This window comes from Serratia sp. szju, from assembly GCF_044594185.1.
Lineage (GTDB): Bacteria > Pseudomonadota > Gammaproteobacteria > Enterobacterales > Enterobacteriaceae > Serratia > Serratia bockelmannii.
Map to the genome: position 1 here is coordinate 2,659,282 of NZ_CP172576.1, position 24,098 is coordinate 2,683,379.

At 60.8% G+C, this 24,098-nt stretch carries 17 protein-coding genes; 7 read left to right on the forward strand and 10 right to left on the reverse strand.

Features of this window, described 5'->3' with window-relative positions:
• Positions 1-96 precede the first annotated feature (96 nt).
• Together RE418_RS12565 and RE418_RS12570 are read left to right on the forward strand one after the other, a co-directional pair.
• On the forward strand, positions 97-1,050 hold the full coding sequence (locus RE418_RS12565; RefSeq protein WP_049204848.1) for an aldo/keto reductase: 954 nt from the start codon (positions 97-99) through the stop codon (positions 1,048-1,050).
• 68 nt (positions 1,051-1,118) lie between these two features.
• A complete protein-coding gene (locus RE418_RS12570) occupies positions 1,119-1,736 on the forward strand; it encodes a pyridoxamine 5'-phosphate oxidase family protein (protein ID WP_025303857.1) in 618 nt (205 codons plus the stop codon).
• Here RE418_RS12570 and RE418_RS12575 read toward each other — a convergent pair.
• Together RE418_RS12575 and yegD are read right to left on the reverse strand one after the other, a co-directional pair.
• Complete coding sequence (locus RE418_RS12575) at positions 1,733-2,299, reverse strand: GNAT family N-acetyltransferase (protein WP_089181206.1); 567 nt, start codon at positions 2,297-2,299, stop codon at positions 1,733-1,735. The genes RE418_RS12570 and RE418_RS12575 overlap by 4 nt on opposite strands.
• A 51-nt stretch (positions 2,300-2,350) precedes the next feature.
• Entirely contained in the window at positions 2,351-3,703 is a 1,353-nt protein-coding gene (yegD, locus tag RE418_RS12580; RefSeq protein ID WP_025303855.1) for a molecular chaperone, read from the reverse strand.
• Positions 3,704-3,867: 164 nt separating this feature from the next.
• Between yegD and alkA the strand changes: the two genes are divergently transcribed.
• Positions 3,868-5,358, forward strand: coding sequence for a DNA-3-methyladenine glycosylase 2 (gene alkA, locus RE418_RS12585; RefSeq protein ID WP_025303854.1), 1,491 nt, complete (start codon positions 3,868-3,870; stop codon positions 5,356-5,358).
• Positions 5,359-5,364: 6 nt separating this feature from the next.
• On the opposite strand, the gene RE418_RS12590 is transcribed toward alkA, so the two are convergent.
• From RE418_RS12590 to ppk1, 6 genes are all read right to left on the reverse strand, one after another.
• Positions 5,365-5,718: a DNA-binding protein gene (locus RE418_RS12590; RefSeq protein WP_025303853.1), complete on the reverse strand. Its 354-nt coding sequence runs from the start codon at positions 5,716-5,718 to the stop codon at positions 5,365-5,367.
• Positions 5,719-5,911: 193 nt separating this feature from the next.
• Positions 5,912-9,241, reverse strand: coding sequence for a diguanylate cyclase (locus RE418_RS12595; protein WP_089181205.1), 3,330 nt, complete (start codon positions 9,239-9,241; stop codon positions 5,912-5,914).
• A 185-nt stretch (positions 9,242-9,426) separates the two neighbouring features.
• Positions 9,427-10,860, reverse strand: a complete 1,434-nt coding sequence (gene mgtE, locus RE418_RS12600; protein WP_049204844.1) for a magnesium transporter — start codon at positions 10,858-10,860, stop codon at positions 9,427-9,429.
• A 103-nt stretch (positions 10,861-10,963) separates the two neighbouring features.
• Positions 10,964-11,146 carry a YfgG family protein gene (locus RE418_RS12605; RefSeq protein ID WP_004941600.1) on the reverse strand — a complete coding sequence of 61 codons (183 nt, stop codon included), beginning with the start codon at positions 11,144-11,146 and terminating at the stop codon, positions 10,964-10,966.
• A gap of 180 nt (positions 11,147-11,326) precedes the next feature.
• Positions 11,327-12,877 carry an exopolyphosphatase gene (ppx, locus tag RE418_RS12610; RefSeq protein ID WP_025303850.1) on the reverse strand — a complete coding sequence of 517 codons (1,551 nt, stop codon included), beginning with the start codon at positions 12,875-12,877 and terminating at the stop codon, positions 11,327-11,329.
• Between the two features lie 10 nt (positions 12,878-12,887).
• Complete coding sequence (gene ppk1, locus RE418_RS12615; RefSeq protein WP_049204842.1) at positions 12,888-14,951, reverse strand: polyphosphate kinase 1; 2,064 nt, start codon at positions 14,949-14,951, stop codon at positions 12,888-12,890.
• Positions 14,952-15,347: 396 nt separating this feature from the next.
• On the opposite strand from ppk1, the gene RE418_RS12620 reads away from it, so the two are divergent.
• The 3 genes from RE418_RS12620 to pstB are packed head-to-tail and all read left to right on the forward strand — an operon-like array spanning position 15,348 to position 20,006.
• Positions 15,348-17,519 (forward strand): ABC transporter permease subunit, encoded by a 2,172-nt coding sequence (locus RE418_RS12620; protein ID WP_049204840.1) that lies wholly within the window; start codon positions 15,348-15,350, stop codon positions 17,517-17,519.
• Positions 17,516-19,165, forward strand: coding sequence for a phosphate ABC transporter permease PstA (gene pstA / locus RE418_RS12625; RefSeq protein WP_089181204.1), 1,650 nt, complete (start codon positions 17,516-17,518; stop codon positions 19,163-19,165). The genes RE418_RS12620 and pstA overlap by 4 nt, the downstream gene beginning before the upstream one ends.
• A gap of 28 nt (positions 19,166-19,193) precedes the next feature.
• A complete protein-coding gene (gene pstB, locus RE418_RS12630; RefSeq protein ID WP_019452422.1) occupies positions 19,194-20,006 on the forward strand; it encodes a phosphate ABC transporter ATP-binding protein PstB in 813 nt (270 codons plus the stop codon).
• Between the two features lie 65 nt (positions 20,007-20,071).
• Here pstB and RE418_RS12635 read toward each other — a convergent pair whose 3' ends face one another.
• Entirely contained in the window at positions 20,072-20,563 is a 492-nt protein-coding gene (locus RE418_RS12635; RefSeq protein WP_049296092.1) for a TIR domain-containing protein, read from the reverse strand.
• Complete coding sequence (locus RE418_RS12640) at positions 20,560-22,014, reverse strand: SIR2 family protein (protein ID WP_049296091.1); 1,455 nt, start codon at positions 22,012-22,014, stop codon at positions 20,560-20,562. Before RE418_RS12640 ends, RE418_RS12635 begins: the two co-directional genes overlap by 4 nt.
• A 370-nt stretch (positions 22,015-22,384) precedes the next feature.
• On the opposite strand from RE418_RS12640, the gene RE418_RS12645 reads away from it, so the two are divergent.
• Positions 22,385-24,052: a ShlB/FhaC/HecB family hemolysin secretion/activation protein gene (locus RE418_RS12645; RefSeq protein WP_399675111.1), complete on the forward strand. Its 1,668-nt coding sequence runs from the start codon at positions 22,385-22,387 to the stop codon at positions 24,050-24,052.
• Positions 24,053-24,098 lie beyond the last annotated feature (46 nt).

A 24,098-nucleotide genomic window follows, 5' to 3' on the forward strand; every position in this document is an offset into this window, starting at 1 on the left:
GATTTATTCCGGCTTATAGCCAATACGTTTTAACGATTTCCTGTATTTGGCGCTAATAATTAACAGGCAAATCATTTAACCCATGGAGCCTTTGTGATGAGCAAGAAACAACTGGGTCGTTCAGGCATTCAGGTGCCGGCGTTAACCTTCGGTGGCAACGTGTTCGGCTGGACGGCGGATCAAGCGACCTCGTTCAGCCTGCTGGATGCGCTGGTGGACAATCAGCTCAACTTTATCGATACCGCCGACGTTTATTCCAGCTGGGCGCCGGGCAACCGGGGCGGCGAATCGGAAACCGTCATCGGCGAATGGCTCAAGAAGAGCGGCAAGCGCGACCAGGTGATCATCGCCACCAAGGTGGGCAAACCGATGGGCGAAGGCAAGCAGGGGCTGTCGCCGCGCTATATTCAGCAGGCGGTGGAGGACTCGCTGCGTCGCCTGCAAACCGATTATATCGATCTTTATCAGTCGCACGACGATGACCGCGATACGCCGCTGGAAGAGACGCTGGCGGCGTTCGATGCGCTGATCAAGGCCGGCAAGGTGCGGGCGATCGGCGCCTCCAACTATCAGGCGGATCGCCTGGAAGAAGCGCTGCGGGTGAGCGAGAGCAACGGATTGGCGCGCTACGAAACCCTGCAGCCGGAATATAACCTGTATGCGCGCGAAGGGTATGAAGCCGAGCTGGAAGGCGTGGCGCAGCGCCATGGCCTCGGGGTGATCAACTTCTTCGCGCTGGCCAGTGGTTTTCTGACCGGCAAATACCGCAGCAAAGCGGACGAGGGCAAAAGCCAGCGCGGCGATCGCATCGTCGAACGCTACCTGAACCCGCGCGGTTTCCGCATTCTGGCGGCGCTGGATCAGGTGGCGGGCAAACACGGCAGCTCCCCGGCGCAGGTTTCGCTGGCCTGGCTGATAGCGCGCCCGAGCATCACCGCGCCGATCGTCAGTGCGACCTCGTTGCCGCAGCTGGATGAGTTGGTCAGCGCCACCCGCCTGACGCTGGATGCGGACGACATTCAGGCGCTGAACGACGCCAGCGCCGAGTAGGGGGCGTTACCCGGTGGCGATTTTGCTCTATGCTGAAGGGGTTAACATGGCCCATTCAGGAACCCGCAATGTCTGGTGATACCATCAACGACCTCGCGACGCTGGAACAGCTGTACGGCAAACCCGCCGCGCCCTCGGTTTTTAAAGAAGTCAGCTATATTCACCCGGCGTACCGCCCGTTTATCGAGGCGGCGCCGTTTGCCGCGCTCTCGACGGTCGGGCCGGACGGCATGGATGTTTCTCCGCGCGGCGATCCGGCTGGTTTTATCCATATCGAAGACGAGAAAACCCTGCTGCTGCCGGACCGTCGCGGCAACAACCGCATCGACAGCCTGCGCAATATCCTGCACGACAACCGGGTAGCGCTGCTGTTGCTGATCCCCGGCATCGGCGAAACGCTGCGGATTAACGGGCGGGCGGAAATCGTGGTGGCGCCAGCGATGCTGCAGCGCTTCGTCCACCGCAACCAGCTGCCGCGTTCGGTGCTGCGCATTCGGGTGGAGGCGGTGTTCTTCCAGTGCAGCCGGGCGATCTTGCGTTCGGGATTGTGGGAAGAGGGCAGCCGCCTCGAACGTTCGGCGCTGCCCAGCCCCGGCCATATTTTGGCCGCGGTGAGCCAAACGCGCTTCGACGGTGAGGAGTACGACAGCGCGCTGCCGCAGCGGCTGAAGGATACGCTGTATTAATCGCCGTGGCGTTCGCGCCACATTTGCCGGTTCAGCCGATACAAGACGTGCTTTTGCAGCGGATGGCCCGTCGGCAGGCGCGGATGCAGGAAGGTTTCGCCGTCAAACTGCATGCCGATGCGCGTCATCACCCGGCGCGACGGCTGGTTATTTTCGGCGGTGAAGGACACCACTTCCGGCAAGTGCAGCGTGTCGAAGGCGTACGCCAGCGCGGCGCGCGCCGCCTCAGCGGCGTAGCCGTTGCCCCAGTGAGCCGCCGCCAGCCGCCAGCCAATCTCCACGCAGGGGGCGCAAGGCAGATCGTCGCCCGGCCGCGCCAGCCCGACAAAACCGATAAAAGGCGCGCCGCCTTTCACTTCCACCGCCCATAGCCCCCAGCTATGTTGTTGCATGAAGGCGCGGATGCGTTCGGCCTGCGCGTGGCTTTCCTCGGCCGTCATCGTCGCCGGGAAATAGCGCATCACCTGCGGATCGGCGTTAAGCGCGGCGAAGGCCGGCAGATCGTCGTCGCGCCAGGCGCGCAGCCGCAGCCTGGCGCTGTCGAGGGTAAGGATGGTCGACATGATGCATAGCCTCCAATGAACAAGGGCGCGGCGAGCCGCGCCCTTGGGCTGTCAACGGAACAGCGTTTGCGCCCAGCGCGCCAGCCCGGCGGTGACCGAGCCGAAGTCGTTGCCGCCGACGATCGGAATGCCCGGCAGCTGCTGTTGCAGCGCGGCGCGCAGCAGGGGTGAGCGTGCGCTGCCGCCGGTCAGGTAGATCACCTGCGGCGCGGTCTGGCTGCTGGCCAGCGCGGCGCTGACCTGCTCCTGAATGCGCATCAACGGCTGCGAAATGGCGTCGGCGAGCTGAGCCTGGCTGATGCTCTCCGCCAGATCGGCCTGCACGAAATTGAGCGGCGCGCTGATGGCCGTTTGGCCGGACAGGGCGATCTTACTCTCTTCGGCCGCCCGCACCAATCGGTAGCTCAGGCGCTGTTGGTACACTTTCAGCAGGCGTTTGACCTTTTCCGGCTCCGCCGCGTCGAGGATCAGATCGCGCAGGACGCGGCCGTTGGCGGCGCTGTAGAAGTCATTTTGCGCCGGCACGTCGTTGGTCGCCACCGCGTTCCAGTAAGGCAGCGCCGGCAGGGCGATGCCCTTCGCGGTTTCGCCGCCCAGGCCGAACAGCGGCATCAGCTGTTTGAAGGCCAGCATGATGTCCAGATCGTTACCGCCGACCCGGCAGCCGCTGTGGCCCAGCAGGCTCTGCTGGCGATCGGCGCGGTCGCGCCACTGCGGCCCCATCAGCAGCACCGAGCAGTCGGTGGTGCCGCCGCCGATGTCCACCACCAGCACGGTTTGCTCTTCGCTCAGCGTCGCCTCGAAGTCCAGCCCCGCCGCCACCGGCTCGAACTGGAATTCAATGTCCTTGAAACCGGCACGTTCGGCGGCGCGCTGCAAAATGCCCTGCGCCTGCCGGTTGGCTTCGTCGCCGCCGATGCCCTGGAAGTTGATCGGCCGGCCGATCACCGCCTGATCGATGCCGGTCTGCAGCACGTTTTCCGCCTGGCGTTTGATGTGGAACATCATGGCGCACACCAGGTCTTCGAACAGCGCGATCTGCTGCGGTTTCAGGCCGTTGGCGCCGAGGAAGGACTTCGGCGAGCGCACGAAGTACACCTCTTCGGGATCTTCCATATAGTGCGCCAGCGCCTGCAGGCCGAACAGCACGCTGTCGCCGTTGACCGGAATGTCTTCTTCGCGGTTGTAACTGATGGCGCGGCGCAGCAGCTGCTGGTTTTCTTCGCTGCCGGTCGGCACCTGCCAATGGCGGTGCAGGCATTCGCTCACCGCTTCGCGGGTCGGCGCGCACAGCATCGAAGGCAGATACGGCTCGTTGTTTTCCAGCGTCAACAGCTCGGGGCCGTGGTCGCGCATCACTGCAACGGAACAGTTGGCTGTCCCGTAATCGAATCCAATAAACATCTCTTTTTTGTCCCCATGCCAATGAAGGGGGGCGACTTTACCCGAGACGGGGCCGGCGGGCAATGCGCCAATGCGCGAGTGTCGAAAAATTTAGCGGGCGCGGCGGCGGCGTGCTTAACTTAATGTCCGAATTCCGCACGTCAGCGCGCCAGCCGAGTCCCATAATGCAGAAAAAACCGAACCCGAGCGTTGCCATGAATACTCAACAGCAAGCGTTGTACGACGCGCTGCGCGCGCGTGACCGCAAATTCGACGGCCGTTTTTTCGTCGGCGTCTCTTCCACCGGCATCTATTGTCGCCCGGTGTGCAGCGCCCGCACGCCGAAGCGGGAAAACTGCACCTTTTATCCGAGCGCGGCGGCGGCTGAACTGGCGGGGTTTCGCCCCTGCCTCAAATGCCGACCGGAACTGGCCCCTGGCCTGGCGCTGATCGATCTGGGCAACCGCTATGCCCAGGTGGCGGTGCAGCTCATCGAGCAAGGCTATCTGTCCGAGCACAGCTGCGAAGCGCTGGCGGCGCGGCTGGGCATTTCCGATCGCCACCTGCGGCGTATCTTCGCCGAACAGTTTGGCGCTTCGCCGATCGATTACGCGCAGTCGCACCGGTTGCTACAGGCCAAGCGTCTGCTGGCGGATACCGACCTGCCGCTCAGCGAGGTGGCGTTCGCCGCCGGTTTCGGCAGCCTGCGGCGTTTCAACGAGCTGTTCAAGGCGCGCTACCGCCTGATCCCGTCGGCGCTGCGCAGCGGCGGCGCGCGCGGTGAACGGGCGGCCGCCAGCGGGTTGGTGTTTCACCTGGGCTATCGGCCGCCCTATGACTGGGCGCGCATGCTGAATTTCTTGCAGGCGCGCGCCGTGCAGGGCGTGGAGCGGGTCGAGGGGCGCCGCTACCTGCGCTCGATCGCCGTCAGCCAGGGTGGCACTGAACACCGCGGCTGGTTCAGCGTGCAGCCGGAAGAGGCGCGCAATCGGGTTCGGGTCGAGATCGCGCCGACGCTCAGTCTGGTGACGACGGAGGTGTTGCGCCGGGTCCGCTTGCTGTTTGATCTGGACGCCGCGCCGGATCGCATTAATGAGGCGCTGGGCTCGCTGGCGGCCGATGCGCCGGGATTGCGCCTGCCGGGCTGCGTGAACAGTTTCGAGCAGGCGACGCGTGCGGTGCTGGGGCAACTGGTCAGCGTGAAAATGGCGGCGACCTTCGCCGGGCGGATGGCCGAACGTTGGGGCGAAGCGCTGGCGACGCCGCATGAGGGCATCACCCACGTTTTCCCCACCGCAGAACGGGTGGCGCAGCTGCAGCCCGAAGAACTGCGCCCGCTCGGGGTGCAGGTGAAGCGTGCGGCGGCGCTGATCGAGATTGCCCGCGCGCTAGGCGAAGGACGGCTGCAGCTCGATAACGTGCTGGATATCGAACAGGGCATCAAGGCGCTGACCGCGCTGCCGGGCATCGGCAGTTGGACCGCCAGCTATATCGCGATGCGCGCCTGGTCGTGGCCGGACGTGTTCCTGGCCGGCGACTACTTGATCAAACAACGTTTCCCTGGCATGACGCCGCGCCAGATTGAACGCTACGCCGAGCGCTGGCGCCCGTGGCGCTCTTACGCCACGCTGCACCTGTGGCACAACGGTGGCTGGGCGCCGGAAGGGGAGAGTTGAACGTGGCTAGCGGGGGGACTCGATCAGCTGCAGCAGGCGGCTCATGCCTTCACGCATCAGGAACGCCAGCAGCTTTTCCCGTTCGGCCGGCGTCAGGTGGTAGTAATACTCGATCCAGACCCGTATTGGATCCTGGCGTTTGACGTCGTAGTCCGGATGATCGGCCTCGTGCAACGCCGAGAGGCTGCGCGCGCCGAATGGCAGGCTGTCGATATGGTATTCCAGCGCTTTGCCCTGTACGCCGCTGCGGCGGCGACTGACCCAGCCTTCTCGCCGGGCCATCAAATTGACTCCTTGTGGGGTTGAGGGCAACCCCGCCTTCCCCATCAGTTCCCTGGCGGAAAACCATTTCTTTTCCATAGTCCCTTATCCTGAGTCATCACATGTCGAGGAAAATCAACGGATACGCTGATACTCGCATGGGCGATTCATCTTACTTAATCGTTTAAGCCTAAGGTGTTATTTATATCACTAATCTCGTATGGGTTAACACAATGTGAAATACGGGGGAGTGCGGCGGCGCCCGTGCGACAGCGCCGGTGAGGAAGAGGGATTAGCGAATGCCGAAATAACCGTCGCTGAGCAACACCGCCAGCGGCTGCTCCAGCGCCACCTGATCGCCGTCCGCCAGATCGATGCCGATATCGCGCAGCGCCTGCAGCGTCACCGGCTGGTGGGCCGGCCCGGCGAGCGTCTGCGCCTTGATTCGATGCGCCGCGCCGTTGAGCATCGCGACCATCAGCTCGTCCATCTGGTTGCAGTGCACGTTGGTGATAAAGCGCTCATCGATGCGAATGATGTCGATTCTCTGGTCGCTGAGCTCATCGAACGCATTGATGTTATGCCCGAAGCCGTTGACGATCAGCCGGCAGCCCTGCTGCTGCAGTTCGCGGAGAAATGCCCGACACTGCGCGGCGTGTTCCAGTATCGCGGCCTCGTCGACGCTGAACAGCAGCGCCTGCGGCGGCAGCGAGGAAGCGCGCACCGTTTCCGTCAGCTCGCGCTGGAAGTCGGCGCTGAGCAGACTGTCGATAGCCAGCGGCAGCGCGAGCGACAGCCCTTTGCGTTTGATGTCGTCGGCATATTTCACCAGCAGTTGCGCCGCCGTCCAACGGTCGATGTCCGGCATCAGGCCGTACAGCTGCGCGGCGGCGATGAACGCCTCGTGCGACAGCGGGCACTCGTCCGGCGCCATCACCTGCAGCTTCACCTGGTGAAACGCGGCCGACAGCGGCGTCGCCGGCGGCGCGACCGCGTGAGTCAGCAGCCGCAGTTGCCCCTCGCTGATGATCGTCTGCACTTCCTGCAGGCTCAGCACCTCGTGCTGCCGCTCCAGTCGCTGTTTCTGCCGCGTTTCGTACAGATAAACCTGGCCGCGCCCCTGGTGCTTGGCGGTGTAGCAGGCGATATCGGCCTGCGCCAGCAGTTCGCTGCTTTTGGCGTCGGCGCTGATGCGTGTGATGCCGGCGCTGGCGCCGACGCGGTAAATCTTCCCTTCCCAGTAGAACGGGTGCTGGCTGATTTGATTAACCACTTGCTGCACCAGCGATTTGGCCTGTTCCAGCCGGCAGTCGTACAGGATCAGCCCGAACTCGTCGCCGCCCAGCCGGGCCAGGCAGTCGCTATGGCGCAGCTGATGCCGCATCAGCTGGGCGATGTCCCGCAGCAGGGCATCGCCCGCCGCATGGCCGGCGGTGTCGTTCACCGCCTTGAACCGATCCAGATCGAGGAACACCAGCGAATGCGGCGACGACGGTTCCCCGCCGGCGACGATCGCCGCTTTCAGCTGTTTCTCGAAGCGGGTGCGGTTCGGCAACCCGGTCAGCGCATCGTGCGAGGCGCTGTAGCTGAGTTTTTTCATCAGTTCGCGCGAAGCGGTGACGTCCTGCAGCACCATCACCGCACCCATGGTTTCCCCGTCGAGGGTTTTCAGCGGTGAGACCGACTGCTGCACGTCGAAATAACGCCCGTCGCGGCTGTGCAGCACCAGCGCATAATCCGCCGGCCACTGCCGTGGGTATTGCGTGAGGTTTTCGATTTCCGGGCCGTCTTTGCCGTTGGTCAGGCGCACCACGCCGGCGACGGGCATACCGATCGCCAGTTCGAGCGGCCAGCCGCACATCTGTTCCGCCACCGGGTTCATAAAGGTGATACGCAGGTGGCTGTCGGTGGAGATCACCCCTTCGCCGATGGCGTCGAGAGTGATGTGCAGGCGCTCCTTCTCTTCGTGCAGCGCCTCGGCGAGGCTCTTGAGCTCGGTCATGTCGATATTGGTGCCGATCAGGCGCAGCGGCCGACCCTGATCGTCGAGGATCACGTTGCCCTGGCCGCGGATATGGCGCACTTTGCCGCCGCGCGTCGTGATGCGAAACTCCATGATGAATGGCCGCGGCTGCGCCAGGAGCTCGGCCAGTTCGCGATCGGTGCGCTCGCGATCTTCCGGCACCAGCAGGGTGCGCCACAACGCCAGCGTCGGCGTTTGGTCGGGGGTGAGATCGTAGAGTTCGAACATGCGCTGATCCCAGGTGAAGTTTTCCTGGCCCATCACCCATTCCCAGATGCCGACGCCGCCCACCTGGTTGGCCAGCGTGATGCGCTCCACCAACCGGTTGTTCTCCGCCTCGCTGCGCTTAAGGTCGCTGATGTCCTCCACCTGAGAGATGAAGTACAACGGCCGGCCTTCACCGTCGCGCACCAGCGAGACCGCCAGCAGCGCCCAGACCGTCTGGCCGTCGCTGCGGATATAGCGCTTCTCTAGGGTGTAGCTGCTGATATGGCCGTCGAGCAGTTCGTGCAGTTGGGATAGGTCGGCGTTCAGATCGTCCGGGTGGGTGATCTCTTGAAAGGTCAGGCGATAAAGTCTTTCGGGCGGATAGCCGAGCAGCTTGCACAGCGCCTGGTTAACCTGCAGCCATTTGCCCTCCGGCGACACCAGCGCCATGCCGATGGCGGAATACTCCAGCGCGCTGCGAAAGCGGCTTTCGCTCTCGACGATATGTTGCTTTTCCACCCGGAAGGTGTGCATCACCATCGCCATGGCGTGCGCCGGGATCAGGATCAGCAACATCGGCAGATAGAGGCCGAGTTCGCCCAGGAAAGTGTGCCGGGAAGAGGTAAGGCGCAGCAGGCCCAGCGACAGCAGGACGGTGATCAGCAGGATTGTACAGAAACAGACGGTGAAGGTTTCGAAGCGCGACAGGGCGATAGCCGCCCACAGCAGCGGCAGGATGACGAAGGTAAAGGGGAAGGGCAGATGCGTCAGCGCCAGATAGCTGAAGGCCAGCGATCCCATCAGGGTCAACAGCAGCGGATACGGATTCAGCCCAGCCAACAGGCGGCGGTGATAGGTGAGCCCGAGCGGCGCCAGCGACAGCACCCCTATCGCCTCAGCGATGAACCAGGTGCCGAACGATTGCCAAAACGTCTGGTCCGGCGTGGGGGTCAGTCCGGCGGCCAGCAGCGCGCTGAACAATGGGGTAAATATCACCGCGCAGACCACGAAGCGCAGCCAACAGCCCAGATCGCTCAGCGGATCGATCGCCGGCAGCGTGCGGCGCAGCAGCAGAGCGCACACTGCCGCTTCCAGCAGGTTGATGGCGGCCAGCTTGACGGGAATGGCGCTGAGGCCGAACAGCAGGAAGCTGGCGAGCACGATGCCTGTGCCGCTGGCCAGCAGCGGCAGACCCCAATGACGCGGGGGATGGCGATACAGCACGGCGATCGCGGCGGCGGTCGGGAACCACAGCGGCGTGAAGTGATGAGCCTCACTGGATAACGACAGGCTCAGCAAGGCGAGCAAAAACGTCGCCAGCGCCACGAACAGGGAATGCGTCAGCACGACGCCTTTGTGTGTGCCGAACGTGTTCGGCGCGCTGATCTCCATAGACACCCTTACCGATGGCCTCTGCCTGTGATTGAATTCATGACGTGAATGAATTAAGACGATTTATTGGCAAAGGGTAGTACAGCGTGAGAGGAAAACCTACCGGGAGGGCCGACTTTACTGCATTAGCGCAGGCCCGGCGACAGAATGACGAAAAAGCCGGCGCGGAGCCGGCTTTGAGCGTCTTATAGCAGGAACAGGGTGGCGAGGCCGAGGAAGATGAAAAAGCCGCCGGTGTCGGTCAGCGCGGTGATGAGCACGCTGGAGCCGACCGCCGGATCGCGGCCCAGTTTGAGCATGGTCATCGGGATCACCACGCCCATCAGCGCCGCCAGCAGCAGGTTGAGCAGCATCGCCAGCGTCATTACGCCGCCCATCGCCGCGTCGCCGTACAGCAGCCAGGTGATCACGCCCATGATGCCGCCCCACACTACGCCGTTGATGATGGCGACGCCCAGCTCCCTCAACATCAGGCGCGAGATATTGCCGACTTCGATCTGGTGCAGCGCCAGCGCGCGCACGATCATGGTGATGGTCTGGTTGCCGGTGTTGCCGCCGATGCCGGCGACGATCGGCATCAGCGCCGCCAGCGCCACCAGTTGGGAAATGGTGTGTTCGAACAGGCCGATCACGCGGGAGGCGATGAATGCGGTGCAGAGGTTGATCGCCAGCCAGGCCCAGCGGGTCTTGACCGCCTTGCTGACCGGGGCGAACACGTCTTCTTCCGGGCTCAAACCGCCCATGCGGCGCAAATTGGTGTCACTCTCTTCGTTGACGGCGTCGACGATCTCTTCGATGGTCAGGCGGCCCATCAGTTTGCCTTTGGCATCAACCACCGGGGCGCTGATCAGGTCATAACGTTCGAAGGCGCCGGCTGCATCATCGGCCTTGTCTTCGGGCTGAAAGGTGGCGGGATCGCTGTCCATCACTTCGCGCACCGGGATCTCCGGGTCGTTCAGCAGCACCGCGGTCAGCGGCAGCTCGCCCAGCAGGGTGTTTTTGCGATCGGTGACGAACAGTTTATCGGTGGCGTCGGGAATGGTTTTGCGCATGCGCAAAAAGCGGTGCACCGCGCCGAGCGTGACGTCCGGCCGCACCGTCACCAGTTCGAAATCCATCATCCAGCCGACGCTGTCTTTGGCGTATTGGCTCATCTCGCGCACCTGGGCGCGCTGCTCCGGCTCCAGCGAGGTCAGCAACCGGCCCATCAGGTTACGCGGCAGGTATTGCGCCAGGTAGGCCTGTTCGTCGACATCCAGCGTTTTGATCGCCTTGAGCAGGTCTTTGTCGCTCATTTCCTCGATCAGGCTGTCCCAGACCGGCTCGGCGACTTCCACCAGCGTCTGGCCGCGCTTGCTGTTGCCCACCAGCCGCCACAGCGCCATGCGTTCGTCCTGCGGCAGTGCTTCCAGCAGGTCCGCCAGGTCGGCGGCGTGCATGTCGTCCAGCAGGCCGGTAATTTCCGCCGTTTGGTTCAGCCGTTCGCTTTGGCTGAGGGCGTGTTCATCCCCCGGCCGGCCGAGAATGCCGTCGACCAATTCCTTATTGTTCAACAACAGAGTAAGAATGCGCTGGCGGTGTTCAGCGACTTTTTTGACGTTATGGGTTGCGGCTGACATGGTGTTCCTTAACGGGCGCTCGGCGTTCCTGACGCAGGCTCATTAAAAGATAGAGCATAGCGAGTGCCGGAGTCATTTTTATGAAACGGACGGGGCGCGGCGGTTATTCAGAGGAGGCGTCCTGTTGCGGCGCGCTGACTTCGGCGGCGTTTTGCGCAGCGGCCTGCTTTTTTTCCTGATGATGAGGCACCGCCACCACGGCGGCGTACAGCAGTCGGCCGACTAAAATGATAAAGCTGATAAACAACACTATCTTCGTCATCTGTCCGGTGGTTTTCTTGCGCATATATCACCCGGTATGCCGGTGTCCTGTGTTATTCGCTCGAGAATTTGTAACCGGATTTTAGGCGCTGATGACAAAAGTTGTCCATTTTTTTCCGGCGGGCGGCGCGCCGTATTAGGGTTTCGTTTAGGTTGACGAGGCGGGGCGGAAAGAAAAACCCCCTGGCTGGCAGGGGGCGGGGGATCAGGCGGAGCGCTGTTCGTCTTGCGAGCCTTCTTCGTCGATCAGCAGCTTCCAGCCGACGACGTCGTTCCAGTAGGCCTGCTCGCGCTCGAAGTCCAGCTGCACCAGGTTGTTTTGCGCCAGGTAGCCGGCCGGGAAGCGCAGCGTCCAGTGGTTGTCGTCGGTGGTCAGGCGCAGCGTTTCCGGCGTGGTGGTCGACTGGCGCTGGTTGTTGAGCAGGGTGCTCAGACGCAGCAGCTGGATCAGCGGCAGGTAGTGTTTCTTTTTGAACAGGTTGAGGCGCGGCAGCTCTTCCAGCTTGATCGCCTTGCGGTGGAAACGCACCAACGCCGCCAACAGCAGCTGCTGTTCCTGGTTAAAGCCAGGCAGATTGGAGTTTTGCAGAATGTAGGCCGAATGGCGATGCATGCCGCTGTGGTTGATGCTCAGCCCCACTTCGTGCAGCATGGCGGCCCATTTCAGCAGGGCCTCCAGCTGCGGATGCGCCAGCTTGGTGTTTTGCGCCATCCACTGCGAGTAGAGCAGTTCGGTGGTTTCCAGCACCCGCTTGGCCTGTTCGCGGTCGATGTTGTAGTGATCGGCCAGGCTCTTGGCGGTGCGGCTGCGGATGTCCTGGTGGCGGAAACGGCCTTCCATTTCATACAGCACGCCTTCGCGCAGCGCGCCGTCGGACAAGCGCAGATCGCGGATCGCCAGCGCGTCGAACACGCCGCACAGGATAGCCAACCCCGGCACGAACACCGATTGGCGGTCTTCCGACAGCCCCGGCAGGCTCAGCGAGCCGAAGCTTTTGAACTGCAGCACCTGTTCGGCGAGCATTTCCAGGCGTTCCAGGGTGATGAGACCGTCTTTTTCTCCCATCGCCACCAACACTTCGTGGGCGGCCTTGATGGTACCCGAGGCGCCCAGCGCGTACTGCCAGCCCTGAATGCGGTACTGCCAGGCCAGCGTTTCCAGCTTCTGCGCCGCCGCCAGCCGCGCGCGGCGGAAGTTATTTTTGCTGATCTCGCCGCCCGGGAAGAACAGCTGGGCGAAGCTGACGCAGCCCATGCGGCGGCTTTCCGCCAGCAGCGGTTCGAAGTCTTCGCCGATCACCAGCTCGGTGGAGCCGCCGCCGATGTCGATCACCAGCTTGCGGCCCTTCTCCGGCTGGGTGTGCTCCACGCCCATGAAGATCAGGCGCGCCTCTTCCTGGCCGGCGATGATTTCGATCGGGTAGGGGATCACTTTGGCGGCGCGCTTGAGGAATACTTCGGCGTTCACCGCCTGACGCAGGGTGTGGGTCCCGACGATGGTGACGTTATCCGCCGGGAAGCCCTGCAGCCGTTCGGCAAACAGGGCCAGGCAGGCCAGGCCGCGTTCTATCGCCTCTTCACTGAGTACGTTGTTGCTGTCCAATCCGTCGGCGAGATGTACCCGTTGTTTCAAACGGCCCAATACCTGTAAAGCGCCGTTGACGACGCGGGCGATCACCATGTGGAAGCTGTTCGACCCGAGGTCGATGGCGGCGATTTCCTGCGGTTTGTTCGATGCAGTGTTTTTTAGCGGCATAGTTGCTGGCCTACTGTCCTGGTTGTTCCAGAGCTTTTAAATACTCGTAAATAGCCACCTGGGCGCGCACTTTGCGGCGGTTGCCGCGCGGCACGTACTGGTTGCTCAGTTCTTTATCCACATAACGGGCCTTGACCGTATCGCTGAACAGGATCTCCAGAATGTCCAGAACGCGCTGTTTCAGCGCCGGATCCAGCAGCGATACCGCCACTTCGATACGGTAATCTATGTTGCGGGTCATCCAGTCGGCGGAGGACAGATACACCCGTTTGTCACCTTTATTGTCGAAAACGTAAACCCGATCGTGTTCCAAAAAGCGATCGACGATGCTGATCACCTGAATATTGTCGCTGATCCCCGGCAGGTTGGGAATCAGGGAACACATGCCCCGCACCAGCAGGCGGATCTTCACGCCGGCGCCGGACGCGGTATATAACCGATCTACCAGTCCTTTATCCACCAGATTATTTATTTTCAACATAATGCCGGCCTGTTCCCCGGCCTGCGCGTTGACGATTTCGTTGTCGATCAGCTCATACAGCTTCAGGCGCGAGTTCTGCGGCGACACCATCAGGTTGTCGAAGGTGACCGGCCGGTAGGGGTTCTCGATAAAGTTGAATACCCGGCGCACCTCGTTGGTGATGCGTGAATCGGCGGTCAACAGCGAATAGTCGGTGTAGATGCGCGCGGTTTTTTCGTTAAAGTTGCCGGTGCCGATATGAGCATAGCGCACAATGTCATCGCCTTCACGGCGTGAAATCAGGAACAGCTTGGCGTGGATTTTCAGGCCCGGCGCGGAGAAGATCACGTGTACGCCGGCCTCGGTCAGGCGCTTCGCCCAGTGAATGTTGGCTTCTTCGTCGAAGCGCGCCTGCAGCTCGACCACCACCGTGACCTTCTTGCCGTTGTGCGCGGCGTGGATCATCGATTCGATGATGCGCGAATCTTTCGCCACTCGGTAGATGTTGATTTTGATCGCCAACACGCTCGGATCGAACGACGCCTGGCGCAGCAGCTCCAGCACGTGCTCGAAGGTGTGGTACGGGTAGTAGAGCAGCACGTCTTTTTCACGAATGGCGTCGAAGCCGTTGCGGAAACCGTCGAACCAGATGTGGCGCAGGCGCGGCAGCGGCTTGTTGACCAGATTGGCCTTGCCGACGTTCGGGAAACTGATGAAATCTTTGAAGTTGTGGTAGCGGCCGCCGGCGATCACCGAATCGTAGTTGGAGATGCCCAGCTTGCCGCGCAGCAGTTCCACCATTTCGTTCGGCATGTCGCGCTGATAAACAAAGCGCACCGGCTCGGCGGTCAGGCGCTGTTTCAGGCTGGAGGACATCAGTTCCAGCAGGCTGGATTCCATTTCGGTGACCAGATCGTACTCCGCGTCGCGGGTCATTTTCATCGAATAGGCGTTGAGCGCATCGTAGTCGAAGAAGCCCTTGAAGATATCGTCTAGGCAGTAACGCAGAATGTTGTCCAGCAGGATCATTGGCTTACGGCGGCGCGGCGCTTCCGGCGGCAGATTGACGAAGCGCGGCACCTTGTCGGACGGGATCTCCAGCAGCGCATAGTCGGTGCGGGCGCCGCGGATGATCTCCACCGCCAGATAGGTGTAGTCGTCTTTCAGGAACTGCACCAGATTGGTGTCGTGGTTGATCAGGATCGGCGTGATGTGCTGGCGCAGATGCTGTTTGAAATATTGCCGCAGCCAGATTTGCTGGTTCTCGGACACCTGGCGTTCGTTGATCAGGAAGATCTGGTTGCGGGCCATTTCCAGCAGCAGATCGTTGTACAGGCCGTCGAACTCCTGATCGGTTTTCAGCACCTTGGCCTGGATCTTTTTCAGCAGGTGGCGCGAGGAACCGGCGGAGCCTTGCTCTTCGCTGATCAGGATGCGCCGTTTGAGATCGGCGAAGCGGACTTTATAGAACTCGTCGAGGTTGTTGGAGTAAATGCCCAGAAAACGCATACGTTCAATCAGGGGATTGCTCTTATCTGCGGCTTCCTGCAACACGCGTTCATTAAAGGATAACCAGCTTAGTTCTTTTTCGATGTAGAGCTTTTCCTGACCCATTGCCACTCCAGTTCAAATTTAGAATAGGATCCGGGACGCAGCGCCCGGATGCCGCTCTAGTGTCCTTCATCATTATTGCGAGAGATTGACAGGAAAGTCCAACATATCCATTGCGTTGGCGCGCGGCGTTTTTCGGCGGCAATAAATTTTCCCCGCGGCGGGATGCTCGGCAGTAAAACGATCAGCATGAAATGACGGCTAGCAGGCTTATTCTTGGCGTTATAAAGCGTGTTTATGGTCATTTTTCAGCAATATATCAAATTCATATTGTCTGTTGGCAGTGTAAAAAACCTGGGTTGAGTCGGGTAACTTTGTCATGCAAACGTCATAAAACTGACATAAGATGCCCGGTTATCTTACGGCGTAAGCCCGATTACATCAGCGACAGCGAGACACATGACACAGACGACGGCCAATCAACATCCCCGAGATCGCATGCGCGGGCGCATCGACCGCGGCGTGCAGGCGGCAGTGACCGCCAGCGGGCTGATGGTGCTGATGACGTTGATGCTGATCTTCGTTTATCTGCTGTTTGCGGTGCTGCCGCTGTTCAAACCGGCCTCGCTTGGGCAGGCTCAGCCGCTGCCGATCGCGGTGTCGGCCCCGGCTCTGGCGCTGGGCATGGACGTGCAGCAGCGCGTGGGTTATCGCATCGACGCGCAGGGCGCGGGGCAATTTTATCGTCTGACGCCGGCGCCGAGCGGCCAGGCCCAGACGCCGCTGGTGCAGCAGACGCTGCTGGCCAAACCGGCGCTGCTCGCGCAGGCTGCCGGAGAGCGCGATCTGTTTGCGCTGGCGCAGGCCAACGGCCGGTTGGTGGTGGCACGCGCGGACTTCGCGACGGCGGAAAACGGCCGGCCGCAGTGGCAGTTCCCGCTTGGGCAACAGCCGTTGGCGCTGGATCCGCAGAACAAACCGCTGAAACTGCTGTCGTTGGCGGATGCGCATCGCGGGCAGTATCTGTTGGCCGGGGTGACCGACGATCGGCGCCTGGTGTTCGGTCGCTTCAGCCCCGACCGGCCGCCGCAGTTCAGCGAGCGTCCGCTGGAGCACGACGGGGAGCAACTGGTGCTGACGCCGGATGGCCGCCAGCTTTACCTGCTGACCGGCAACCGGCTGGCGCGTTATCAGATCGACGGCGCGCAGCTGCAGCTGCGTGAAACGCGTACCCTTGGCGAACATGCCCCGTATCAGATGACGGCGCTGCCCGGCGGCAGCGCGCTGCTGATCAAGGGCGCCGACGGCAATCTGCGCGAGTGGTTCGAGGTGGAAAAAGATCGGCGCTGGCGCCTGACGCCGGTGCAGCATTTCGATCACGGTGCTGACGGGCAGGAGCTGACGGTGGCCGAGCCTTACCGCCGTGTGTTCGCCACTCTGCGGCCCGATGGCGGCTTCTCGTTATTTTCCGCCATTCAACCGCAGCCGCTGCTGAATACCCGTTTGGGTGCCGAGGTGCGGCAGATGGCGTTCGCGCCGCGCGGCGATGGTCTGCTGCTGGAGAGCGCGCAGGGCTGGCAGCGCTATGCGCTCGACAACCCGTATCCGGACGTCACCTGGCGTTCGCTGTGGGGCAAGGTGTGGTATGAGAACTACCCGCAGCCGGCCTACGTCTGGCAGTCCACCTCCGGCGAAGACAGCTACCAACCCAAATTCAGCCTGATGCCGGTGATCTTCGGCACCTTCAAGGCGGCGGCTTACGCGATGCTGTTCGCCATACCCTTGGCCTTGGCCGGCGCCATCTATACCGCTTACTTTATGACGGCGGGGCTACGGCGGGTGATCAAACCGGCTATCGAAGTGATGGGCGCGCTGCCGACGGTGGTGATCGGGCTGGTGGCAGGCATCTGGCTGGCGCCGATCATCGAGCAGTATCTGTTGGCGGTGCTGGCGTTGCCGCTGTTGCTGGCGGCGGCGGTGTTGCTGTGCGGCGCGTTGACCCATCGTTTTATGCCGCGCTGCCGGCCGGGCGTCGATCTGCTGTTGCTGTTGCCGCTGCTGGCGTTGACGGTGTGGCTGGCGTTCAGCCTGGGGCCGTGGCTGGAGGTGGCGCTGTTTGGTGAGCCGTTGCATTTCTGGCTGGGGGATAATTATGACCAGCGTAATGCGCTGGTGGTGGGCGTGGCGATGGGCTTCGCGCTGGTGCCGATCATCTTCTCGCTGGCGGAGGACGCGCTGTTCAGCGTGCCGGCCACCCTGAGCCAGGGCTCTTTGGCGCTGGGCGCCACCCAATGGCAGACGGTGATCAAAGTGGTGCTGCCTTCCGCCAGCGCTGGCATTTTCTCCGCGCTGATGATCGGCTTTGGCCGCGCGGTGGGGGAAACCATGATCGTGCTGATGGCTACCGGCAACACGCCGATTATCGACGGCAGCCTGTTCCAGGGGCTGCGCGCGCTGGCGGCCAACATCGCCATTGAAATGCCGGAGGCGGTTTCCGGCAGCAGCCATTACCGCGTGCTGTTCCTGACTGCGCTGGTGCTGTTTGTCTTCACCTTCGTGTTCAACACGCTGGCGGAGGCGGTGCGCCTGCGGTTGCGTAAGCGTTACACGCCGAATCAGGAGGCGCCATGAAGAGCTGGGTGAAGAGCGGGTCGCCGTGGGTGTGGCTGACCGCCGGTTCGGTGGCCGTCAGCCTGTTGGCGCTGATCGGCATTCTGCTACTGCTGGCCGGGCAGGGGATGCGCTATTTCTGGCCGAGCCCGCTTTATCAGTTCGAACTGAATCAGAACGGCGCTGGGCCGGTGACGGTGATCGGTGAGTTGTACCAGCAACAAAGCATTTCCCGGCGCCAACTGGCTGAGGCGGGCGTCACGCCGCCGGGCGAGGCGCAGAACGTCGAACGTTATCTGATTAAGGTCGGCAACCGCGAACGCGAGGGGCAGGATTTCCGCACCTTGCTGGCCAGCGATATCCGCAGCCAAAGCACGCCGCGCAGCCTGCTGGTGCTGGAACGCGACAGCCACGGCACCGCTTACGGCTATCTGGCGGGGCTGCTGGAAGACGGGCAACCACTGACCGGCCGCAATCTGGGGCAGGCGTTGCAGCAGCGCCTGCCGCAAATCGCCGCGCTCTCGCGCCAGGCGCACGACATTCAATTCCGCGACATGGCGCGCATCAATCAGCAGTTTGACGCGCTGCGGCTGCGGGAAAAGCGCCTGCAGCGCGACGATAAGCTGGACGCCCGCGCACAGGACGCCATCAAGGCCGAACGGCTGGAGCTGCAGCGGCAGTATCAGCTGTTGTCCGAACGTCTGGCGGGGCTGAACCGCGATCGCCAGCGCGACGCGTTGCTGCTGCGCGACATGCACGGGCAGACGTTGACCATTCCGCTCAGCCAGGTGCGCGATGCCTGGTACCCGAACGCCATGAGCACCACCGAGAAGCTGACGCACTGGGGCGAGCAGGTGAAGAAGTTTCTCACCGACAGCCCGCGTGAGGCGAATACCGAAGGCGGGGTGTTCCCGGCCATTTTCGGTACGGTGTTGATGGTGATCCTGATGTCGATCGTGGTGATGCCGTTTGGCGTGATCGCGGCGCTGTATCTGCACGAATATGCCGGCAACAATCTGCTGACGCGGGTGATCCGCATCGCGGTGGTCAATCTGGCCGGCGTGCCCTCGATCGTCTACGGCGTCTTCGGCCTCGGCTTCTTCGTTTATATGATCGGCGGCACGCTCGATCAGCTGTTCTATCCTGAATCTTTGCCCAACCCGACCTTCGGCACGCCCGGCGTGCTGTGGGCGGCGCTGACGCTGGCGCTGCTGACGCTGCCGGTGGTGATCGTCGCCACCGAGGAAGGGCTGTCGCGCATTCCCGCCTCGCTGCGGCAGGGCTCGATGGCGCTGGGCGCCAGCCGGGCCGAGACGCTGTGGCGCATCGTGCTGCCGATGGCGGCGCCGGCGATGATGACCGGCCTGATCCTGGCGGTGGCGCGCGCCGCCGGGGAGACCGCGCCGCTGATGCTGGTGGGGGTCGTGAAATCGGTGCCGGTGCTACCGGTGGACGAGATTTTCCCGTATCTGCACCTGGAGCGGAAGTTCATGCATTTGAGCTTCCAGATCTACGATATGGCATTCCAGAGCCCGAGCGTGGAGGCGGCGCGGCCGCTGGTGTTCGCCACCGCCTTCTTGCTGGTGACGATCGTGGTGAGTTTGAATCTGGCGGCGATGGGCATCCGCCATTCGTTGAGGGAGCGGTACCGAGCATGGTCGCAGTAACAATGACGCTATTTTTGGGGAGTGCGTAATGGGTTTGATGACGCCAGGCAGTTTGCCCCGGCTGGATGTCCAGCATCTCGACGATGAACAGACCGCGCTGGCGGTCAACGGCCTGAACCTGTTTTATGGTGACAAACAGGTGCTGCACGATATTTCGCTGCGTATCCCGAAACATCGGGTGACGGCCCTGATCGGCCCTTCGGGCTGCGGCAAATCGACGCTGCTGCGCTGTTTCAATCGCATGAACGATCTGGTGGACAACTGCCGCATTGAGGGCGATCTGCAGCTGAACGGCGCGGCGATCTCCGGCGCGCAGATCGACGTGGCGGCGCTGCGGCGGCGGGTGGGCATGGTGTTCCAACGGCCGAACCCGTTCCCGAAATCGATCTATGAAAACGTGGTGTACGGCCTGCGGCTGCAGGGCGTGCGCGACCGGCGCTTGCTGGATGAAGCGGTGGAGCGTTCACTGCGCGCCGCCGCGTTGTGGCATGAGGTAAAAGACCGGCTGCGCGAAAATGCGTTCCGCTTGTCCAGCGGCCAGCAGCAGCGCCTGGTGATCGCGCGCGCCATCGCCATCGAGCCGGAAGTATTGCTGCTCGACGAGCCGACCTCGGCGCTCGATCCGATCTCCACGCTGACCATCGAAGAGCTGATTTCCGCACTCAAGCAGCGCTATAGCGTGGTGCTGGTGACGCACAACATGCAGCAAGCGGCGCGCGTCTCCGACTACACCGCCTTTATTCATCAGGGGCGGCTGGTGGAATACAACGACACCGACGCCATTTTCACGTCGCCGCGCCAGCGCCGCACCGAGGATTATATTACCGGGCGGTATGGGTGAGGCCGTTTGGGCTATGAACAAACGAAAGGCTGCACAACCGTGCAGCCTTTTGTCTATCAGGGGCGTCAGTAATTTTTACGAATGCGGATCGCTTCTTCTACCCACTCAGCCAAATTGTCTTTTATATGGTTATAGACATTGGTGCTGGTCGAATAAGGCGGATCATAGGCTTTGGCGATTGTGGAAAGCTTTGCGTCACCCAGCTTGATGTGATCCAACGGGTTTTTACCTTTCGTGGTTTGGTCGCCGGCGCTGTCTTTCAAATTGTGTATATACACCACCAGCACGCCCATGCCTTTTTTCCAAGCCTCGCATATTTCGAAATTAATCCATTTGCGATCAGCGGTATCTTTACCGGCGAGAATCACGGCGCAGCTGCGATTGTCCAACTGGCCCTTGATCCAAGCGGCGATGGCGGCGTCACCGCCTTTTTTCACTTCCTCCCAATCGTTATCCGTGGCTGGCCGGTTACCTTCCAGAGAGCCCATTTCGCGTACCTGAGAAGCGCGCCAGTTGTCCGGCTCATAATGGAAACTGTAAAAACATTTTCTGGTCATCGGGGGTTATCCTTAGTAATGATATCGATAAGCGCCAACAGGCTTTTTTTCTTCTCCGCCAGGCTGCCCGGTTCGTTAAGCTGATCCAGCAGATTCATGGCGGCGGGGTTGCGGTAGTAGAGGGTTTCTTTCATCTCCTCCTTGATTTTTCGGTAGATCTCGGCAGATGCGCTGCCGGTACAACCGATAGGAATGCAGACGCAGCCTTGTTCCGTGGCGATCTGGAACTCTTTCAATAAACCGTCGGCCAGCACGTATTCGCCTTCGGCGTTGCGTTTGTTGCCGAACAAAAAGATTGCGATGCCGCTGAGCGAAATCATGTTCTGACGGTATTCGTGCCAAAGTGCCGGTAGGGTAATGCCGCCGCTGGCGAATTGGGGGAAAGGACGCAGCACCAGCTGGCTTTCGCTGATTTTTCCTTGGCTGTCGTAAATGGCTTCCAATGCGCCGTTGATCACCGCTGTGCCTACGCCCCAGCCGAAACCGTTGACGATGCGATACTGTTTGTGGATAAGCAGGCGCGCCAGACGATGTATGAACTGGATGGACTCTTCACGGGCATAGGGCTGGTAGTTGTCGGCGCTGCCGGAGATAAACACCGTGCTTTTCTTGAACTGCGTTTCGATGGCATACAGCAGGTCAGTGATTTGCCGATAGTCATCCACCAACAGCGTTTGAATGCCGTAACGGCGCAGATCGTTAATCATCAAGCCTTGTTTGCGGCTGTTGTAATCGCAAGACGCCTGATCCTCGCTGCCGCTGTCGCCGAGCTGGACGCGCCGCATGATGCAGTAGTGGTTTCTCTGCCCTTCGCCGTACTGCGCGTAAAGGCGGCTCAATACATATTGCAGGTTGGGGTCTTCAAAGCTGAAACCGATAAACAGGAAGGTTTTGGCAGTCAGCTCCGCCATCAGCATGTTGATAAAAGGAAGGTGTGTACGGGAGTAAGTTTCGTATTGTTCGCGGGTGATAATCGCCTGGTTGGGATTTCTATAGTCACCATGCATTTTATATAAAACAACATCACGTTTATGAATGTTATTAGTCAGGCTTTCCGGCGTGGTTTTGACGTCGCAGACGCGATTATAACGGGCATAGGTTTTTTCAATCAGGTCGTCGTAGTTAGTGGTCCAAAGTGACGCTATCGGTAATCTGGCGATAATCCGGTGGTTTTCTGTTTCTTCCGCCTGTTCAGCGAATTCTGTAATTATTTTTTGATTTATCTTATGTCTGTTGCCTTTTTCATTGAGGTGATATTGCGCCAGAGAAATAAGATCGCTCTCTTTTTCGATATCCAGCTCCAGTTCATAAGCGATATCGCCGATAAGCTCTTTCCAGCTAACGAAACCGGCGGGGATGGACAGCCCGGCGCCGGCAAACAGCGCAGCGCTGCCGGCTTTGATATCATTAACGTAATCTCGAATAAACAGTTCTATATCACGGTTAAACATGAGGCTATTCCCGATATTGTTTTTCTTTATTGGTTAATTAATAACTATGTTTTTTATGAATTAATTATGCGAATAGAACTACCAAGATAAAATGACGAGTTAACTTTGTAAACTCTGCTTGTTTGTTTTTGTCGATATTGAATGTGTTATTTTAATATTGAATTTATTTGCTCTTATTATTTGTTTTTTTAATTTTAATATTAATTAAATGCACTCTGGGTAATAAGACACGGTGGTTGTGGCATATCTGCATTTTTTGTCACATTGTGACTTTGATTAAATGGAAGTGATTCTCATTATCGTTGATTTGCGGCGTAAATTGTATATACTTCGCTAAGGTATGTAAGTTAACGTAAATGGATGTGTTTAAATGTGTGCATGGAAGCTGAGGATTTGGCCTGTGCTCTTGGCGTTTTGCAGCTCTGCGTGGTGCGAGGAAATCACCAGCCCTGCTGACCGCGACAGCATTACCCAACAGCAGAAAACGTTGCTGGAACAGGCGCAGCAGCAACGCGAGGCGCTGCAAAATAGCGTTGAACTGCCGGCGTTACCGCTGCCTGAGCCGGCCGCCGTAGGGGCGGTTTGCCAAACGGTGCGGCAGATTGTTTTTGAGAGCGCCGAGCATCTTTCCTGGTCGGTGAAAGAAAGCCTGGCGCGCCCGTATCAGGGAAGCTGTCTGACGCTGGAGCACATCAACCGCCTGGTGCGTGAAACCACCAATGCTTATCTGCAACGCGGCTATGTCACTTCGCAGGCCTGGCTGCAGGAGCAGGATATCTCCCGTGGCGTGTTGGTCGTCAGCGTCAGCGAAGGGCGAATCGAGTCCATCACGCAGAATGGCGAGCAGACGCCGGCGCTGAAGATGGCATTTCCCGGCCTGGTCGGCGACGTATTGAATCTGCGCGATATCGAGCAGGGCATGGAGCAGCTCAACCGGCTGGCTTCGCAGCAGGTGACCATCGATATTCAACCTGGCGAGCAACCCGGCTTTTCCAACGTGGTTTTGCTGCGTGGCGCCACGCGCGCGCCGGTCTCTTTCTCTTTCGGCGCCGATAACAGCGGCCAGAAAAGCACCGGCACCGGGCAGATGAATGCCGGCGTGGTGCTGGACAACCCGCTGCGCCTGGCCGACCAGTGGTCGCTCTCCGCAGCGCGCAATAACGATTTCAGCCCGCATCATCGCAGCCGCAGCCTGAACGGCAGCGTCACCTTACCCTATGGCTATTGGCTGTTCAGCTACCAGTACGCCTGGAACGATTTTTTCCAGCAGGTGCCATTCAACGGCGCGGCTTACCGCTATCAAGGCAATAACCAGACCCAGCGTTTGGGCGCCAACCGCACGTTGCTGCGGGATGGCAAACGCAAGCTGGCCGTCGATATCGGGCTGGCGCGGCGCACCACGGAAAATAAGCTGGCGGGTGAACGGTTGGGCGTCAGCAGCCCGACGCTCAGCATTGCCAGCCTGGGCCTCAATTACAGCGCGGTCGCGGGCGGCGGCTATATGACGCTGAACCCGACGGTAAGCCGCGGGCTGCGCATGCTGGGCGCCACCGCCGACGATCCGGAGCGCGACGGAGCGCCGCGCAGCGAGTTCCGCAAGCTTGGCCTCGGCGCCAGTTATTTCTATCCGCTCGCACCCTCCCTCTACTACCTGACCTCGGCCTATGGGCAAACCAGCGCAGACAACCTGTATGCCGGGGAGCGCATTTCCATCGGCGGGCAATACTCGGTGCGTGGCTTTAAAGAGCAGTACCTGACCGGTAATCGCGGCGCCTACTGGCGCAATGAACTCAACTGGCAATGGCAGACCTTGCCGAGGCTGGGGGAGCTTTCTTTGACCGGCGCGTTAGACGCCGGCTGGCTGCAGGGGCGCGCCGGGCAGATAGACGGCGGCAGCGTCGTCGGGGCGGCGCTGGGCGCCACGCTAAGCGGCCGCTGGTTCAATCAGGCGGTCACCGTCGGTAAACCGCTGACGCACCCAGACAGCCTGCAACCGGATCGTTGGGTGGCCTACTGGCAAGCCACCGTCACGTTATAACGCCAGCACATAGCAGGAGCGCCTCGGCGTTCAAAACAACATCCTT

Coding starts and splice junctions, on each gene's coding strand:
- RE418_RS12590 (WP_025303853.1), bottom strand. CDS start 5,718: ATGGAAAAGAAATGGTTTTCCGCCAGGGAACTGATGGGGAAGGCGGGG.
- RE418_RS12605 (WP_004941600.1), bottom strand. CDS start 11,146: ATGCGCAAGAAAACCACCGGACAGATGACGAAGATAGTGTTGTTTATC.
- RE418_RS12640 (WP_049296091.1), bottom strand. CDS start 22,014: ATGTTTAACCGTGATATAGAACTGTTTATTCGAGATTACGTTAATGAT.
- RE418_RS12565 (WP_049204848.1), top strand. CDS start 97: ATGAGCAAGAAACAACTGGGTCGTTCAGGCATTCAGGTGCCGGCGTTA.
- alkA (WP_025303854.1), top strand. CDS start 3,868: ATGCAGAAAAAACCGAACCCGAGCGTTGCCATGAATACTCAACAGCAA.
- ppx (WP_025303850.1), bottom strand. CDS start 12,877: ATGCCGCTAAAAAACACTGCATCGAACAAACCGCAGGAAATCGCCGCC.
- RE418_RS12575 (WP_089181206.1), bottom strand. CDS start 2,299: ATGTCGACCATCCTTACCCTCGACAGCGCCAGGCTGCGGCTGCGCGCC.
- RE418_RS12645 (WP_399675111.1), top strand. CDS start 22,385: ATGTGTGCATGGAAGCTGAGGATTTGGCCTGTGCTCTTGGCGTTTTGC.
- yegD (WP_025303855.1), bottom strand. CDS start 3,703: ATGTTTATTGGATTCGATTACGGGACAGCCAACTGTTCCGTTGCAGTG.
- RE418_RS12595 (WP_089181205.1), bottom strand. CDS start 9,241: ATGGAGATCAGCGCGCCGAACACGTTCGGCACACACAAAGGCGTCGTG.
- pstB (WP_019452422.1), top strand. CDS start 19,194: ATGGGTTTGATGACGCCAGGCAGTTTGCCCCGGCTGGATGTCCAGCAT.
- pstA (WP_089181204.1), top strand. CDS start 17,516: ATGAAGAGCTGGGTGAAGAGCGGGTCGCCGTGGGTGTGGCTGACCGCC.
- mgtE (WP_049204844.1), bottom strand. CDS start 10,860: ATGTCAGCCGCAACCCATAACGTCAAAAAAGTCGCTGAACACCGCCAG.
- ppk1 (WP_049204842.1), bottom strand. CDS start 14,951: ATGGGTCAGGAAAAGCTCTACATCGAAAAAGAACTAAGCTGGTTATCC.
- RE418_RS12620 (WP_049204840.1), top strand. CDS start 15,348: ATGACACAGACGACGGCCAATCAACATCCCCGAGATCGCATGCGCGGG.
- RE418_RS12635 (WP_049296092.1), bottom strand. CDS start 20,563: ATGACCAGAAAATGTTTTTACAGTTTCCATTATGAGCCGGACAACTGG.
- RE418_RS12570 (WP_025303857.1), top strand. CDS start 1,119: ATGTCTGGTGATACCATCAACGACCTCGCGACGCTGGAACAGCTGTAC.